General features: G+C 71.9%; 15 protein-coding genes and 6 tRNA genes. 12 read left to right on the forward strand and 9 right to left on the reverse strand.

Annotation, left to right across the window (positions count from 1 at the left end):
- The first annotated feature begins 75 nt into the window (after window positions 1–75).
- Entirely contained in the window at window positions 76–1,308 is a 1,233-nt protein-coding gene (gene cobA, locus ACZ5SK_RS16670) for a uroporphyrinogen-III C-methyltransferase (protein ID WP_334583276.1), read from the forward strand.
- A 63-nt stretch (window positions 1,309–1,371) separates the two neighbouring features.
- Complete coding sequence (locus tag ACZ5SK_RS16675; RefSeq protein WP_334583275.1) at window positions 1,372–2,190, forward strand: TrmH family RNA methyltransferase; 819 nt, start codon at window positions 1,372–1,374, stop codon at window positions 2,188–2,190.
- Between the two features lie 54 nt (window positions 2,191–2,244).
- On the opposite strand, the gene ACZ5SK_RS16680 is transcribed toward ACZ5SK_RS16675, so the two are convergent.
- A complete protein-coding gene (locus ACZ5SK_RS16680) occupies window positions 2,245–3,657 on the reverse strand; it encodes a serine/threonine-protein kinase (RefSeq protein WP_334583274.1) in 1,413 nt (470 codons plus the stop codon).
- A 568-nt stretch (window positions 3,658–4,225) separates the two neighbouring features.
- Here ACZ5SK_RS16680 and ACZ5SK_RS16685 point away from each other — a divergent pair.
- From ACZ5SK_RS16685 to ACZ5SK_RS16695, 3 genes are all read left to right on the forward strand, one after another.
- Window positions 4,226–4,420: a hypothetical protein gene (locus tag ACZ5SK_RS16685; protein ID WP_079663464.1), complete on the forward strand. Its 195-nt coding sequence runs from the start codon at window positions 4,226–4,228 to the stop codon at window positions 4,418–4,420.
- 204 nt (window positions 4,421–4,624) lie between these two features.
- Window positions 4,625–5,560, forward strand: coding sequence for a phosphotransferase family protein (locus ACZ5SK_RS16690; RefSeq protein ID WP_468576220.1), 936 nt, complete (start codon window positions 4,625–4,627; stop codon window positions 5,558–5,560).
- A gap of 81 nt (window positions 5,561–5,641) precedes the next feature.
- Window positions 5,642–5,950: a TFIIB-type zinc ribbon-containing protein gene (locus ACZ5SK_RS16695; protein ID WP_079663466.1), complete on the forward strand. Its 309-nt coding sequence runs from the start codon at window positions 5,642–5,644 to the stop codon at window positions 5,948–5,950.
- A 53-nt stretch (window positions 5,951–6,003) separates the two neighbouring features.
- Here ACZ5SK_RS16695 and ACZ5SK_RS16700 read toward each other — a convergent pair.
- From ACZ5SK_RS16700 to ACZ5SK_RS16720, 5 genes are all read right to left on the reverse strand, one after another.
- Window positions 6,004–6,075 (reverse strand) — tRNA-Val (locus ACZ5SK_RS16700).
- 18 nt (window positions 6,076–6,093) lie between these two features.
- A tRNA-Val gene (locus tag ACZ5SK_RS16705) sits at window positions 6,094–6,165 on the reverse strand.
- A gap of 34 nt (window positions 6,166–6,199) precedes the next feature.
- Window positions 6,200–6,271: transfer RNA gene (locus ACZ5SK_RS16710), tRNA-Val, on the reverse strand.
- A gap of 1 nt (window position 6,272) precedes the next feature.
- A tRNA-Cys gene (locus ACZ5SK_RS16715) sits at window positions 6,273–6,346 on the reverse strand.
- Between the two features lie 38 nt (window positions 6,347–6,384).
- Window positions 6,385–6,457, reverse strand: a tRNA-Gly gene (locus tag ACZ5SK_RS16720).
- A 188-nt stretch (window positions 6,458–6,645) separates the two neighbouring features.
- On the opposite strand from ACZ5SK_RS16720, the gene ACZ5SK_RS16725 reads away from it, so the two are divergent.
- The 3 genes from ACZ5SK_RS16725 (at window position 6,646) to ACZ5SK_RS16735 (ending at window position 9,448) form a co-directional block, all read left to right on the forward strand.
- Window positions 6,646–7,698, forward strand: coding sequence for a chorismate-binding protein (locus ACZ5SK_RS16725; RefSeq protein WP_334583272.1), 1,053 nt, complete (start codon window positions 6,646–6,648; stop codon window positions 7,696–7,698).
- Window positions 7,695–8,516 carry an aminotransferase class IV gene (locus ACZ5SK_RS16730; RefSeq protein ID WP_334583271.1) on the forward strand — a complete coding sequence of 274 codons (822 nt, stop codon included), beginning with the start codon at window positions 7,695–7,697 and terminating at the stop codon, window positions 8,514–8,516. The genes ACZ5SK_RS16725 and ACZ5SK_RS16730 overlap by 4 nt, the downstream gene beginning before the upstream one ends.
- A 107-nt stretch (window positions 8,517–8,623) precedes the next feature.
- Window positions 8,624–9,448, forward strand: coding sequence for a GNAT family N-acetyltransferase (locus tag ACZ5SK_RS16735; RefSeq protein WP_334583270.1), 825 nt, complete (start codon window positions 8,624–8,626; stop codon window positions 9,446–9,448).
- Window positions 9,449–9,538: 90 nt separating this feature from the next.
- Here ACZ5SK_RS16735 and ACZ5SK_RS16740 read toward each other — a convergent pair whose 3' ends face one another.
- Entirely contained in the window at window positions 9,539–10,057 is a 519-nt protein-coding gene (locus ACZ5SK_RS16740; protein WP_468156904.1) for a DsbA family protein, read from the reverse strand.
- Between the two features lie 283 nt (window positions 10,058–10,340).
- Here ACZ5SK_RS16740 and ACZ5SK_RS16745 point away from each other — a divergent pair, with 283 nt between their 5' ends.
- Window positions 10,341–10,787 carry a hypothetical protein gene (locus ACZ5SK_RS16745; protein ID WP_468576222.1) on the forward strand — a complete coding sequence of 149 codons (447 nt, stop codon included), beginning with the start codon at window positions 10,341–10,343 and terminating at the stop codon, window positions 10,785–10,787.
- Window positions 10,788–11,011: 224 nt separating this feature from the next.
- Window positions 11,012–11,164, forward strand: a complete 153-nt coding sequence (locus ACZ5SK_RS16750; RefSeq protein ID WP_173877776.1) for a hypothetical protein — start codon at window positions 11,012–11,014, stop codon at window positions 11,162–11,164.
- A gap of 104 nt (window positions 11,165–11,268) precedes the next feature.
- On the opposite strand, the gene ACZ5SK_RS16755 is transcribed toward ACZ5SK_RS16750, so the two are convergent.
- Window positions 11,269–11,832 carry a CGNR zinc finger domain-containing protein gene (locus tag ACZ5SK_RS16755; protein ID WP_334583268.1) on the reverse strand — a complete coding sequence of 188 codons (564 nt, stop codon included), beginning with the start codon at window positions 11,830–11,832 and terminating at the stop codon, window positions 11,269–11,271.
- Window positions 11,833–12,164: 332 nt separating this feature from the next.
- Window positions 12,165–12,578 carry an SsgA family sporulation/cell division regulator gene (locus ACZ5SK_RS16760; RefSeq protein WP_004002642.1) on the reverse strand — a complete coding sequence of 138 codons (414 nt, stop codon included), beginning with the start codon at window positions 12,576–12,578 and terminating at the stop codon, window positions 12,165–12,167.
- Window positions 12,579–12,769: 191 nt separating this feature from the next.
- Here ACZ5SK_RS16760 and ACZ5SK_RS16765 point away from each other — a divergent pair, with 191 nt between their 5' ends.
- The gene (locus ACZ5SK_RS16765) at window positions 12,770–13,231 is read left to right on the forward strand and encodes a TIGR02611 family protein (RefSeq protein ID WP_334583267.1); all 462 of its coding nucleotides are present in this window, start codon (window positions 12,770–12,772) and stop codon (window positions 13,229–13,231) included.
- A 161-nt stretch (window positions 13,232–13,392) separates the two neighbouring features.
- Window positions 13,393–13,464 (forward strand) — tRNA-Val (locus ACZ5SK_RS16770).
- The last annotated feature ends 691 nt before the right edge of the window (window positions 13,465–14,155 follow it).

Genomic DNA, 14,155 nt, shown 5'->3' on the forward strand with positions numbered 1-14,155 from the left:
TCTAAAATCCGCACGTCAGGGCCGCTCCAGAGCCGCAGCGCCCCCCGCCCTTGCTCGCACGAGGAGCCGCACCTCATGGCCGAACACCCCGCCTACCCCGTAGGCCTCCGCCTCACCGGCCGCAGGGTCGTCGTCCTCGGCGGCGGCCAGGTGGCCCAGCGCCGCCTCCCCGCACTGATCGCGGCAGGCGCCGACATCCACCTCGTATCCCCGCAGGCGACCCCCTCCGTCGAGGCGATGTCCGACGCGGCGGAGATCACCTGGCACCAGCGCCCCTACGCCGAAGGCGACTTGGCGGACGCCTGGTACGCCCTCATCGCCACCAGCGACCAGGAGGCGAACACCCGGGCCTCGGCCGAAGCGGAGCGAAGCCGCGTCTGGTGCGTCCGCTCGGACGACGCCGACCGGGCCACCGCGTGGACCCCGGCCACCGGCCACAGCGAGGGCGTCACGGTCGCCGTCCTCACCACCGACGCCCGTGGCCGCGACCCCCGCCACACCGCGGCCATCCGCGACGCGGTCGTCGAGGGCCTGCGCGACGGCACCCTCGTCGCCCCCCACCACCGCACCCGCACCCCCGGCGTCGCCCTGGTCGGCGGCGGCCCCGGCGACCCGGACCTGATCACGGTCCGCGGCCGCCGACTGCTCGCCGAGGCGGACGTCGTCATCGCCGACCGGCTCGGCCCGCGCGACCTGCTCGCCGAACTCCCGCCGCACGTCGAGGTGATCGACGCGGCGAAGATCCCCTACGGCCGCTACATGGCCCAGGAGGCCATCAACAACGCGCTGATCGAGCACGCCAAGCAGGGAAAGTCGGTCGTCCGCCTCAAGGGCGGCGACCCGTATGTCTTCGGCCGTGGCATGGAGGAGCTCCAGGCCCTCGCCGAGGCGGGGATCGCCTGCACGGTCGTCCCCGGCATCTCCAGTTCGATCTCCGTGCCGGGCGCGGCGGGCATCCCCGTCACCCACCGGGGCGTCGCCCATGAGTTCACCGTGGTCAGCGGGCATGTCGCCCCCGACGACGAGCGCTCCCTGGTGGACTGGCCGTCCCTGGCGAAGCTCACGGGCACCCTGGTGATCCTCATGGGCGTCGACAAGATCGGGAAGATCGCCGAGACGCTCGTCGCGCACGGCAAGTCGCCCGACACCCCGGTCGCCCTGGTCCAGGAGGGCACGACGGCCGCCCAGCGTCGCGTCGACGCGACGCTCGCGACGGTCGCGGAGACGGTCCGCGCCCAGGAGGTCAAGCCGCCGGCGGTCATCGTCATCGGCGCGGTCGTGACCGTCGGCCCGCGGACATCCGAGTAACCGCGGGTAACACAACCGTTCCGAGCCGTTGGCACCACACCCAGGACAAGGCAGTATCACCCTGTGGCCGATCTCATCACCGTTGAGGACCCCGACGACCCGCGCCTGCGCGACTACACCGGCCTGACCGACGTCGAGCTGCGCCGCAAGCGCGAGCCCGCCGAGGGCCTGTTCATCGCCGAGGGCGAGAAGGTCATCCGCCGGGCCAAGGACGCCGGGTACGAGATGCGCTCGATGCTGCTCTCCGCGAAGTGGGTCGACGTCATGCGTGACGTCATCGACGAGCTCCCGGCACCGGTGTACGCCGTCAGCCCGGAGCTCGCCGAACGCGTCACCGGCTACCACGTCCACCGCGGCGCGCTGGCCTCCATGCAGCGCAAACCGCTGCCCACCGCCGCCGAACTCCTGCAGAGCGCCCGCCGGGTCGTCGTCATGGAGTCGGTCAACGACCACACCAACATCGGCGCGATCTTCCGCTCGGCCGCCGCCCTCGGCATGGACGCGGTCCTGCTCTCACCGGACTGCGCCGACCCCCTGTACCGCCGCAGCGTGAAGGTCTCGATGGGCGCGGTCTTCTCCGTCCCGTACGCCCGCCTGGACACCTGGCCCAAGGGCCTGGACTCGGTCCGCGAGGCCGGCTTCGCGCTTCTCGCCCTCACCCCGGACGAGAAGGCCCGCAGCCTCGACGAGGCCGCCCCGCACACGATGGACAGGGTCGCCCTCATGCTGGGCGCGGAGGCAGACGGTCTCTCCACCCAGGCCCTGGTCGCCGCCGACGAATGGGTCCGCATCCCGATGTCCCACGGCGTGGACTCCCTCAACGTGGGCGCGGCGGCAGCGGTCGCCTTCTACGCGGTGGCGACGGGCCGCCCGCAGACATAGCCCACGGGATCAGGGCCTGTGTCATACCCCCGGCCGGGGACATGCCACAGGCGCTCAGTCCCCCAGCGGACCGCCGACCCCCGACTCCGGGCGGACATGCTGCTGCTCGTGCCCCAGTTCCTGGCCCTGTCCCTGCCGTACGACGTCGTTGTCCCCGCCGAGCCCGCGCGCCGGTCCCTCGCAGCCCTGGACGAGGGCGATGCCGAGCGCGACGAGCAGGGTCACCACGACGAAGACGAACAGCCGCTGACGCAGCAGACGCGGGTTGGCGGGCCGCCGTCCGGTGCCCGTGGTCCTCGGCCCCTGCCGTCCGGCCCCGCCGCGGGGCGCCGGCCTGCTGCCACTGCCACTGCCGCTGCCGGGACGGGTGGGCCGGGAGCCGGGAGCGGGCCGCGCGCCGGACCGCGACGACGAACCGCGCTCACCGCCACCGCGCGGGCCGCCGGTCCCGCGAGCGGGAGCCCCGCCCCGGGAAGGAACCGCACCACGCGAGGACGGCACTCCGTTCCGCGGCGGGGGAGTGCGCGGCCCGCTCGGCTGGCGCAGCGTGCGCTCCGGGTGTCCGGGGTCGGAGAGCCGTCCGGTGGGACGGTCCGCCTCGGCCGCCCGGGGCACCGCGGGCCGCGCGTCCGACAGGCCCTGTGACTCCCGGGTCGCGATCTCCTTGAGCCGCAGGGAGAGATCGAGGGTGCTGGGCCGCTCCTCGGGATCCTTCGCCAGACAGGCCCGCACCAGCGGGGCCAGCGCGTCCGGAACGCCGTGCAGCTGCGGCTCCTCGTGCACCACGCGGTACAGCATGACCTCGGAACTGCCGTGCCCGAAGGGCGAGTCGGCCGTCGAGGCGTACGCGAGCGTCGCGCCGAGCGAGAACACGTCGGTGGCCGGGGTGACCAGGGCCCCGCGCACCTGCTCCGGCGCGAGGAACCCGGGGGAGCCGACCGCCGTGCCGACGTGCGTCAGTGTGGAGGCGCCTGTCGCCCAGGCGATGCCGAAGTCGATGATCCGCGGGCCCTTGGGGGAGAGCAGGATGTTGGAGGGCTTCAGGTCGCGGTGCACGACCCCGGCCTCGTGCACGGCGACGAGGCCCTCCGACAGCGCGGCCCCGATGGAGGCGAGCTCGGCGGCCCCGAGCGGTCCCTCGTCGTTGACCTTGTCATGGAGGGAGGGCCCGGGCACGTACTGGGTGGCGAACCACGGCCGGTCGGCGTCCAGATCCGCCGCGACCAGCCGTGCCGTGCACCCGCCCCGGATCCGCCGCGCCGCCGAGACCTCGCGTGCGAACCGCGACCGGAACTCCTGGTCCTCCGCCAGATCGGGCCGGATCACCTTCAGCGCGACCCGCTGCCCCTTCTTGTCGGAGCCCAGGTAGACGACGCCCATCCCGCCCGCCCCGAGCCGCCGGTGAAGCCTGAACGAGCCGACGACGCGCGGGTCCTCGCGCCTCAGGCGCATCATCGCCATGTTCATCCCCGCTGCCCGGTCCGTTTGACGTGGCACAGCTTACGTTTCCACGGCCGTCGGCGCGCAGAGGCCGCGCCCTCTGGTCCCGACCGATTGTCGGTGCCCGGCGGGGGACGTGAAAGGCGGTCAGGGGGCCTGCCGACAGGCCCACTTCGGTTGTTCCGTGACGTCAACCACGTGTGACAGAAGGGTGGTTGAACCGATGAAGGGTGACCGTGCCGAGAGGGTCGCCGACGCCGGTGACGCGATGCGGACCTACGGGGGGACGGTCGGCGGAGCGGGCCGCCGGCGGGCCATGGCGGCACGGCCAAGGGCGGTGGAAGTGAGCGAAGTCACTCCCTGATCGGGCACCCTTCCGGGAAGACCCCGAGACCTAGGACCTGTTCTCCACCCAGGGGAGTACTCCGCAGGTCACGGCTCATCCTCCGGGAGGCCCGGCAATCGGTACGAGGGCATGACGACCAGCAGCCGCCATCCGCCTAGATTTGAGGTCAAGCGGCGGGTGCAGCACTCGTCCCCCGAGGTCAGACACCCGCCGCTGCCAACGACAACTGATCAGGTCAGGAGAGGGACCATGGCCCACACGGCACCGCGGACGATGATCCGCACGCAGGGACGCACCACGCGCCCCCGCCGCACGGGTCGCCGCCACCCCCTGGTGGCGACGCTGATGGCCCTTCCCCTGGCGGTCCTGCTTCTCGTCGTCTTCGACGGCTGGGAGACAGTGGCCACACAGGCGTCGTCCGTGGGAGTGATGCTGGGGCGCTGAGCGGCGACCCCAGGCCCGGAAGAGCGGTCCGGGCGGGGACATCCACCCATGAAACCCCGTGGGGACGGGGGTGCGGCGGACGGCAAATAATGCAGGCGCAGCTGGGGAGCTGCGCCTGCATTGCTTTTCCCGGACGCGCGATCGCCGACGGTCCCGCCTGCGTACCCTCGCGAGGAGACCGCACGCCGTCGCCCAGGGAGCCCCGTGACCGCCCACCCCCTGCTCAACGAGCTCACGTTCCGAGCCGGAGCGCAGGCTCACGAAACCGACGCGGCCTGCCCGTGCGGCGCGGCCACCCTCGCGGACCGTCCCGACGCCACCGTCGTCCGGCACGCCGGCACGGTCGCGAAGGCCCACGCCCCCGGTACCGAGCCGGCCGGCCTGGCCCCCCGCCTCGCCACGGCCGCCCGTCTCCCCGACGTTCTCCTGCCTCCGCTGGCGCCGACCCCGGCCGTTCTCCACGGCAGACTCGTCACGTTCTGGCCGTACGGCGCCCCGGTGGACCCGGACGCCCCGGACGCGGCCCCCTGGGAAGCGGCGGGCGCCCTGCTCGCCCGGCTCCACCGCACGCCGGCTCCCGTCGCCCTCCCCCCGATGCGCGGCCCCGTCAAGGCCGCGCACGCCGTGGCCCGGCTGGGCGCCGCCGGACCCCATCCCGCCGTCGCCCCCGTCCTGAACGCCTGGCGTGCGCTGCCCGCCTGGGCCCGCGCCGAGGCCCCGATGCCCGACGCGACCACGCTCTGCCACGGCGATCTCCACCTCGGCCAGCTCGTCCGCCATCCCGCTCCTGACGGCCCCTGGCGCCTGATCGACGTCGACGACCTCGGCGTCGGCGTCCCGGCCTGGGACCTCGCCCGCCCCGCCGCCTGGTACGCCTGCGGGTTGCTGCCGCCCGACGAGTGGACCCGCTTCCTGACCGCGTACCGCGAAGGATCCGGGCCCGCCGTCCCCGGGACCGGCGATCCCTGGCCCGCCCTCGACGTCCCGGCCCGCGCACTCACCGTCCAGACCGCCGCACGCGCTGTCACCAAGTCGGTGGCGCAGGGGCGGCCGCTGGACGAGGTGGAGCAGTGTCTGATCGACGCCTGTGCCCGAATGGACTGCGAACCCCCGCAGTTGGCGACAGGCTTCGCGAAGTAGGGTGCAACCGACCGCGGCCGGACAGTGTCTGTCCTGGCGGTACGCGAAACAGGACCGACCGGCGAGGAGTTGAGCCGAACCATGCAGTGCCCGAAGTGTCACGCTCAGATGCACACGTACAACCGCAACGGCGTCCAGATCGAACAGTGCAGCAACTGCCGCGGGATCTTCCTCGACTACGGCGAGCTGGAGGCGCTGACCCGGGTGGAGGCCCAGTGGTCCCAGCCGGCGCCGCCGCCCCCGGCCGCCCCGCAGGCGTACCCGTCGGCCCCGGTCGCGCCCGCCTGGGGCGCCCCGCACGGCGGCGGTCACGGCGGTGGGCACTACGGCGGTCACCACGGCGGCCACAACCGTCACAAGAGCTTCGGCCACATGCTGTTCTCCAGCTGACCCGGCACACCGAGAGCCCCCGACCGCGAAGGCGGCCGGGGGCTCTCGGTGTGTGGACGATACTGGGATTGAACCAGTGACCTCTTCCGTGTCAGGGAAGCGCTCTCCCGCTGAGCTAATCGTCCGGGAGGGGTGGTGCTGCGTGCGCGATACTGGGATTGAACCAGTGACCTCTTCCGTGTCAGGGAAGCGCTCTCCCGCTGAGCTAATCGCGCGGGGCAGATCTCAGACCTTTCGGCCAAGATCCAGTGGACGATACTGGGATTGAACCAGTGACCTCTTCCGTGTCAGGGAAGCGCTCTCCCGCTGAGCTAATCGTCCTTGGAGGTGGAGACGGGATTTGAACCCGTGTAGACGGCTTTGCAGGCCGTTGCCTCGCCTCTCGGCCACTCCACCAGGAGTGTAGGGGACCTGGAAGACCCCTTCTTCCTTCGAGCGGACGACGAGGCTCGAACTCGCGACCTCAACCTTGGCAAGGTTGCGCTCTACCAACTGAGCTACGTCCGCCTGTCGGTTCGGTCGGCTCTCGCGTCCCGGCGACGTGTTGAACTCTAGCGGATTCCCGGTCCAGTACAAAAACGCGTTTGTGCAGCGTGCTGCGCTGCGCCCACTCGCGGACCTGGTCAGGCCGCCCGGGCGGGACAAGCGGGACATGCCCGACCCGGCCCCGACGGACTCGCCATAGACTCGACAACGTGCCCGACCTCCCTCCTCTCGCCCGTTTCGGCGGCCGCGTGGCCACCGGCCTCCTAGACGTCACCAGCGATCCCGCGGCCCTCGACTCCGCCGGTTTCTGGGCCGTTTGCGCCGACTTCGAGGGCCGTTTGACCTGCGCACGCTTCGCCGATGTACACGAGGAGCCGGTGCCCGCTCCGGTCCCGGGGGCGTGGCGGGGGCCCGCGGCCGGTGACTGGACGTCCTCCCTCGACCGCGCCGGGTACACGGCCGGGGTGCGCCGCGTCCGCGAGTACATCGCCGCCGGCGAGGTGTACCAGGCCAACCTCTGCCGCGTCCTGACCGCTCCCGTGGCGGCCGACGCCGACGTGGACGCGCTCACCGCCCTGCTGGCCCGGGGCAACCCGGCACCGTATGCAGGAACGATTCGGCTGCCCGCGTACGGCATAGAGACGGCCACCGCCTCCCCCGAGCTCTTCCTGCGCCGTGCCGGGCGGGTCGTCGAGTCCGGGCCCATCAAGGGCACCGGGCGCACCGAGGCGGACCTCCTCGACAAGGACTACGCCGAGAACGTGATGATCGTGGACCTCGTCCGCAACGACATCGGGCGGGTCTGCGCCACCGGCAGCGTGAGCGTTCCCGACCTGTGCACCGTCGAGAAGCATCCGGGCCTGGTCCACCTCGTGTCCACGGTCCGCGGCGAGCTGCGCGACGGCGCCGGCTGGCCGCACCTGCTCGACGCCGCCTTCCCGCCCGGCTCGGTCACCGGCGCCCCCAAGTCCAGCGCTCTCGGCATCATCGACGCCCTGGAGACGGCCCCCCGCGGCCCTTACTGCGGAGGCATCGGCTGGGTCGACGCCGACCGGGGGACGGGCGAGCTGGCCGTCGGCATCCGCACCTTCTGGATCGACCGCGCCGCCGACGGCGCGGCCGTGCTGCGCTTCGGCACCGGCGCCGGCATCACCTGGGGTTCCGACCCCGAGGCCGAGTGGGAGGAGACCGAGCTCAAGGCGTCCCGACTGCTCGCGGTAGCGTCGGGAGCGTACGAGGTGAGTGAAGGGACGCTTACGTGAAGATCTGGCTCGACGGCGGGCTGCAAAACATGGAGTCCGCCCGCGTCTCCGTCTTCGACCACGGGCTGACCGTGGGCGACGGCATCTTCGAGACGGTCAAGGCGGTGGACGGCACGACGTTCGCGCTCACCCGCCACCTCGACCGGCTGACCCGCTCCGCACGCGGCCTCGGCCTGCCCGACCCCGACCACGACGAGGTCCGGCGCGCCTGCGCCGCCGTCCTGGAGGCCAACCCGATGCCGCTGGGCCGGCTGCGCATCACCTACACCGGAGGCCACGGCCCCCTGGGCTCCGACCGCGGCGACCACGGGCCCACCCTCGTCGTCGCCCTCGGCGAGACCGTCCGGCGCGCCGACTCCACGGCCGTCGTCACCGTGCCCTGGACCCGCAACGAACGCGGCGCGCTCACCGGCCTGAAGACGACCTCGTACGCCGAGAACGTCGTCGCCCTGGCCCGTGCCCACGAGCACGGCGCCACCGAGGCGCTGTTCGCCAACACGGTCGGACGGCTCTGCGAGGGCACCGGGTCCAATGTCTTCGTCGTCCTGGACGGCGAGATCCACACCCCGCCGCTCGCCTCCGGCTGCCTCGCGGGCATCACCCGTGAGCTGACCGTCGAGTGGACCGGCGCCAAGGAGACCGACCTTCCGCTGGACGTCCTGGAGCGCGCGGACGAGGTGTTCCTCACCTCCACCCTGCGCGACGTCCAGGCCGTCCACCGCGTCGACGACCGCGAACTGCCGGGCACGCCGGGGCCGGTGACCGCCAAGGCGATGCGGATCTTCGCCGAGCGGGCCGGGGACGACCTCGACCCGTGAAGCCGTGAGGCCGGGAGGCCGAAAGGCCGGGAGGTCCACGGCGTCGAATCCGCAAGACCCCGGAAAACAGGCTGACGTCTCGCTCCACTGCGGGTAGAAAGCCCCTGATGACCACGACTCTGCGGCCGACCGAGCCGCTTCAGCGCACCGCCGACGGGGCACTGTCACGCCACTACCGGGTGTGTGTGAACAGCCGTCCCGTCGGAGCGGTCCGCGTCCTGACGTCCCCGGGCTTCGGGGCCGGCGTCGCCGTGATCGAAGACCTGCGCATCGAGGAACCGGACCGCGGGCGCGGCCGGGGCACGGTGGCCGCGCTGGCCGCCGAGGAGGTGGCCCGCGGCTGGGGCTGCAAGCGGATCGACGTCAGGGTGCCCGCCGACGCGCAGGCCGCGCTGCGCCTGGCGACGGCGCTCGGCTACGTTCATCGCAACCGCGGCATGGAGAAGCCCCTCGGCGCCACCGCCCCCCGGCTGCCGGAGGGCAGCCGGGCGAGGCCGATGACCCAATCCGAGTACGGCGCCTGGTTCGAGCGCGGCCTCGCGGAGTACGCCCAGGACTGGCAGGATCGCGGGGTGCCCGAGGACGAGGCGTGGGCCAAGTCGCGACGGGATCATGAAGTACTGCTGCCGCAAGGTCTGGCGACGGAGAACATGCTGTTCAGCGTCCTGGAGCACGAGGGCGCCCGGGTCGGCACCCTCTGGCTGTCGCTCGCCGACGACAGGGCGTTCGTGTTCGACGTCGAGGCCGACGCCGCCTTCCGCGGCCGGGGCCACGGGCGTTCCCTGATGCTGCTGGCCGAGGCCCAGGCGACAGCGGCCGGCAAGCGGCTCCTGGGTCTCAACGTCTTCGCCGACAACACCCCGGCCGAACGGCTGTACGAGTCGCTGGGGTATGTGCCGGTGAGCTACTCGATGTACAAGAACCTGCTCTGAACCGGCCCGCTCTGAACCGGCCCGCTCTGGACCGGCCCCGCTGAACCGGCCTGCTCTGAACCGGTCTGCGCCGACCCGGCCTCACGCCTGTTAGGCCAGCAGCCGGTCGGCGATCTCCTCGATCCGCTCCCGCAGCCCCTCCTGGCTCTTGCCGCCGTCGAGACGCTCACCGCCGATGACGTACGTCGGGGTCCCGGTGACGCCGATCGCCTTGCCCTCGGCCTGGTCGGCGTCCACGATCAGGATGTGCCGGCCGTCGATCAGCGCGGTGTCGAACTCCTCGGCGTCGAGCCCGAGTTCACCGGCGACCTCGACCAGGAAGGGCTCCCCCTCACGGTCCAGCTCCGCCACCCGGCCCAGCACGGCCTCGACGTACGGCCACCCCTGCCCCTGCTCCAGGGCCTCCTCGGCGGCCTGCGCGGCGGCGAAGGCGTGCTGGTGCTTCTCCAGCGGGAAGTGGCGCAACCGCAGCTCCAGCCGGTCGCCGTAGCGCTCGCGCAGGGCGCGCAGATCGTCGAGGGCGCCACGGCAGTCCGGGCACTGCAGCTCGCACCAGACGTCGAGGACGACGGCACGGGTGGGGGAGGAGGTCGGGGACGAGTCGCTCATGACGCCAGTCTCCCAGCCCCTGCCCGACCGCCCCAATCCGGATCACCGCCCGCACTTCACGCGGACCCGCTCGCCCCCGACAGCGCCCCTGAGGGAACCCCGACGGAGGAGGATGTGCGGCACCTGCGGAGGAGCCGACCCGGAGATGTCCCTGATGTCCGGCCGGACCGTGGCCCGCGAGCGGTGTGCAGGTGCAGGATGGAAGGGACGAAGCGCCGGCCTGCCGGCCGTGCCGCCGAGTCGCTCTGAACCTTGCCCGAGTGAGCCACGCCTGGAGGACCGGATGATCGCCGAGACAGTCTGCTCCGCCGTCGCCGCGGCCGGCCTGGGCATCGCGGTCCTCACGGCCTACCGCAAGCGCTTCCTGTCGGCCGCCCGTATCGCGGCCTACTCCCTGGTGCCGCTCGGCCTGGTGATGACCGGCGTCGTCGGATGGGTCGCCGACACCGCCTTCAGCCCCACGGCCTGGGCGGGCTTCGCCGTGCTCGGCGGCGCCTGGGCGCTGTTCGCCACCACCCGTGCCGTGGAGCGCCGCCGCGGCGGCACCCGCAAGGAGCGCAAGGCGGCGGCCCGCTCCGCAGAGTCCGGGGCGGTGGCCCCCACTGCCTCGGCGCCCTCGCTGGGCGAGGCCTCCCGCCCGGCGTCCCGTCCCGCAGCCGCACCCCGGGCGACCGGCGGCTCCGAAGACTTCAGCGACATCGAGGCCATCCTCAAGAAGCACGGCATATGAGGCACGCACAGAAGCCGGGGCCGCACCCGTGGCGGCCCCGCATGGGACCCCGGCCGGCGGATGCGGCCGTGAGGCGGGCTCGCGTTGAAACGACACAGTCGGCCTGACGTCGCGCGGAAATGATCACGGCCTGAAACCGACGTCACGGAATCCGGCGAACTCCCGCTCAATCCGTGCGTGTTGATCGCACGGGGGGTGTCACCTGCGTCATCATCGCCCGCGAGATGCTGGACACGACACAGAGCGACGCCGCGCCGCCCAAGGACGAGCCGCGCGGGTGCCTCTTCGCCCTTTCCCAGCCACCGCTGATGATCTTCCTAGCGGTGATCGGGTGTCTGCTGCTCATGGCTTCGCTGCACGACCTGCTGCTGCTCTGAGCCGTACCCGCGGTCCCCGGCGTCACCCGCCGGGGCCGCGTCGGCATCGTCCGACCCGGAGGACCCCCTCAGGAGCCTTGACGGACCCTGTGCCTTGGGCCCCCTCAGCCCGCGGCAGCCTCCTTGCGGCGCGCCCGGTAGGCGGCCACATGGAGGCGGTTGCCGCAGGTTCGACTGTCGCAGTACCGGCGGGACCGGTTGCGGGAGAGGTCGACGAACGCGCGTCGACAGTCCGGGGCCTCGCAGCGCCGCAGTCGCTCCTGCTCCCCGGCCACCACGAAGAACGCCAGCGCCATCCCGCAGTCGGCCGCCAGGTGGTCGGCGACCGAGGCGCCAGGGGCGAAGTAGTGCACATGCCAGTCGTAGCCGTCGTGATCGGTGAGGCGCGGCGTGGTGCCCGCGGCGGCGACCAGCTCGTTGATCAGACCGGCGGCGGTGCGGGGATCCGAGGCCGAGAAGATCGCGGCGAACCGCCCGCGGACCTTGCGCACCGCGGACAGGTCGAACTCGGAGAGCACACCGACGTCACTGAAATCGTGCGTTCGTACGAAATTCTCGAGGGCGGCGACATCCGGCAGCGCGTCCGGGGCCGTGTCGTCCTCCGGTGCGGTGTTCACCAGATCCACCACGGCATCGAGCGCGCACCGGGTGTCGTGGGTGATCAGCACATTTCGCTCCCTGGCCTGGAGGGTCGGGCGGGCGCCCGCCGATGCTGGCCGATGGTAGCCGCACCGGGCCGCCGAACCACGGCCGATCGCGGCCCGGATGCCGTGGGCGTCCGGTGCCGGAGGGGTCGGGCACCGCCCGACGGAAGGCCGGAGCACCGGGTTCCGGCAGCCCCCACGGTTTCGCGGAGCGCCGTCCGGGCGTGCCGCACGCACGCCGACGCCGCCCCACGGGAAGCCCGTGGCGCGGCGTCGGCGCATGCCCTATGCGGTTGTATGGGCCCGAGCCGTCTCCCCGAGTGGACGGCGCCGGGCGGCATGGTGTGAGCCTCGCCCTAGCTTTCCGCCAGGATGTGCGAGAGCTCCTGATCGAGATCGAAGTGCCGGTGTTCCGTGCCCGGGGGCACGGCCGCGTCCGTCCGCTTCAGGAAGGACTCCAGGGCCCGCGCCGGGGCTTCGAGCAGGGCCTCGCCCTCAGGAGAGCTCAGGGCGATGCAGACGACGCCCTGACCGTGGCTGCGCGACGGCCAGACACGGACGTCGCCGGTTCCCGTGGGCCGGTGCAGGCCCTCGGCGAGGAGGTCGCGGGCGAACACCCACTCGACGGTCTCCTCGGCTCCGGTGTGGAAGGTGGCGTGCACGGCGTAGGGGTCGGCCGTGTCGTACCGCAGGCCTGCGGGGACAGGCAGGGAGGACTCGCTCGACACAACGAGGCGCAGGTGCAGCTCGCAGCTGACCGTGGTGTTCATAAGCGCCAGGGCCTTTCGCTCAGTGTGCGCTCGGGGATTCGCACGTCGGCGAAATCGACATGCCACCTACGGTGCCGTTGTAAACCCCTCTGCGTGTTTTGCGTGCCTTTACGTAACTCTTCCGGCCGAGGGCTCGTTCGCGAAGTACCACCATTCCGGTGACTGGAATCTCTCGGGTAGGGTTTGGCTGTATGAATACGGGGAGTAACGAGCCGGGTGAGGTGGTCGTGGCGCTGGACGGGGCGAAGCCGGACGGGACGGCGGAGGAGCCGCACGCGCAGGGGCTCGGCTCCCGGGCGCCCGAGTTCGTCAAGGCGCGCCGCATGCTGCATCTGAGCTGGCAGGTCGGCGTCTTCGTGATCGGCCTCGCCGTGGTGGTCGCCGGCATCATCATGCTGCCGCTGCCCGGTCCCGGCTGGGTCGTGATCTTCGGCGGCATGGCGATCTGGGCGACCGAGTTCGTCTGGGCCCAGCTGGTACTGCGCTGGACCAAGCGCAAAGTCACCGAGGCGGCACAGCGAGCCCTCGACCCGAAGGTGCGGCGCCGCAACATCATCCTGACCGTCGTCGGGCTGGTGATCATCGGCGTGCTCGTGGGCGTCTACCTGTGGAAGTTCGGCCTGGAGATGCCCTGGAAGATCAAGGACCAGTGATCTTCGGAAGACCGAGGACCAGTGATCTTCGGAAGACCGAGGACCAGTGATGTTCGGCTGACCTTCGGCCGGCCCTCCGTCGATCTTCGGCGCGAGCCTGGGGACCGGTCGGTCGTGGTCACGGCCACCCCCTGACTTGGGGTAATGTTCTTCCTGCGTCCGGGCGATTAGCTCAGTGGGAGAGCGCTTCGTTCACACCGAAGAGGTCACTGGTTCGAACCCAGTATCGCCCACCCGGACCGGCGGCCCGTCTGCGAGAGTGCAGACGGGCCGCCGTCGTTCGCGCAACCAGCACCCCTCCGGCGTCCGCTCGTGCCGGTGCCAACGCTGCTACCGACGTCGTCGCCGACGCCGATACCGGCTCTGATGCAGGTTCCGATACCGACGTCGGCACCGATACCGACACCGACACCGTTACCCAGCTCTGATGCAGGTTCCGACCCGGCTGTCGACCCGGTCACCGCGCCTCCTCGTCGGCGACTGTGAGGGCGGGGGGGGCGACGTCGCGGACGACGGCGGGCGGCGACGGGAGGCGACGGCGGGCGACAACGGTACGCAGTCATCGCGCCCCCGAACACCACCCCTTCGCGCCCCTTACGAGCCCTCATCGTTGCCTCGTCGCGCACCTCGTCCAAACCCGTCGCAAGGCATTCCCGCCTCGCCCCACTGTTCCCCACCGCTCCCCCCGCCTTCACACCGTCAACTTCTTTCCTGACTCACAACATCCACCTCGCCACCCCCGCAACCCCCAACCCCCCAGGCGTATTTCGGCCCCCCTCTTCGCCCCCCTGACGGGCGATCGCTGGTTCGGATCGCCGAACAGAAGTCCCTCACCTGCGAGTTCGTCCCCCGGGGAGAGCCGACGCCTCCGGTCTTCCTCCGCGCCCCGCAGGGCCCGCGCACAAGAAATTCCTGTCCGAATCA

This window comes from Streptomyces sp. NPDC031474, from assembly GCF_055581185.1.

Excerpts from the sequence above, each read along its gene's own strand:
- ACZ5SK_RS16695 (WP_079663466.1), top strand. The coding sequence starts at position 5,642 with ATGCAGTGCCCGAAGTGTCACGCTCAGATGCACACGTACAACCGCAAC.
- ACZ5SK_RS16735 (WP_334583270.1), top strand. The coding sequence starts at position 8,624 with ATGACCACGACTCTGCGGCCGACCGAGCCGCTTCAGCGCACCGCCGAC.
- ACZ5SK_RS16680 (WP_334583274.1), bottom strand. The coding sequence starts at position 3,657 with ATGAACATGGCGATGATGCGCCTGAGGCGCGAGGACCCGCGCGTCGTC.
- ACZ5SK_RS16760 (WP_004002642.1), bottom strand. The coding sequence starts at position 12,578 with ATGAACACCACGGTCAGCTGCGAGCTGCACCTGCGCCTCGTTGTGTCG.
- ACZ5SK_RS16685 (WP_079663464.1), top strand. The coding sequence starts at position 4,226 with ATGGCCCACACGGCACCGCGGACGATGATCCGCACGCAGGGACGCACC.
- ACZ5SK_RS16745 (WP_468576222.1), top strand. The coding sequence starts at position 10,341 with ATGATCGCCGAGACAGTCTGCTCCGCCGTCGCCGCGGCCGGCCTGGGC.
- ACZ5SK_RS16750 (WP_173877776.1), top strand. The coding sequence starts at position 11,012 with ATGCTGGACACGACACAGAGCGACGCCGCGCCGCCCAAGGACGAGCCG.
- ACZ5SK_RS16765 (WP_334583267.1), top strand. The coding sequence starts at position 12,770 with ATGAATACGGGGAGTAACGAGCCGGGTGAGGTGGTCGTGGCGCTGGAC.
- ACZ5SK_RS16740 (WP_468156904.1), bottom strand. The coding sequence starts at position 10,057 with ATGAGCGACTCGTCCCCGACCTCCTCCCCCACCCGTGCCGTCGTCCTC.
- cobA (WP_334583276.1), top strand. The coding sequence starts at position 76 with ATGGCCGAACACCCCGCCTACCCCGTAGGCCTCCGCCTCACCGGCCGC.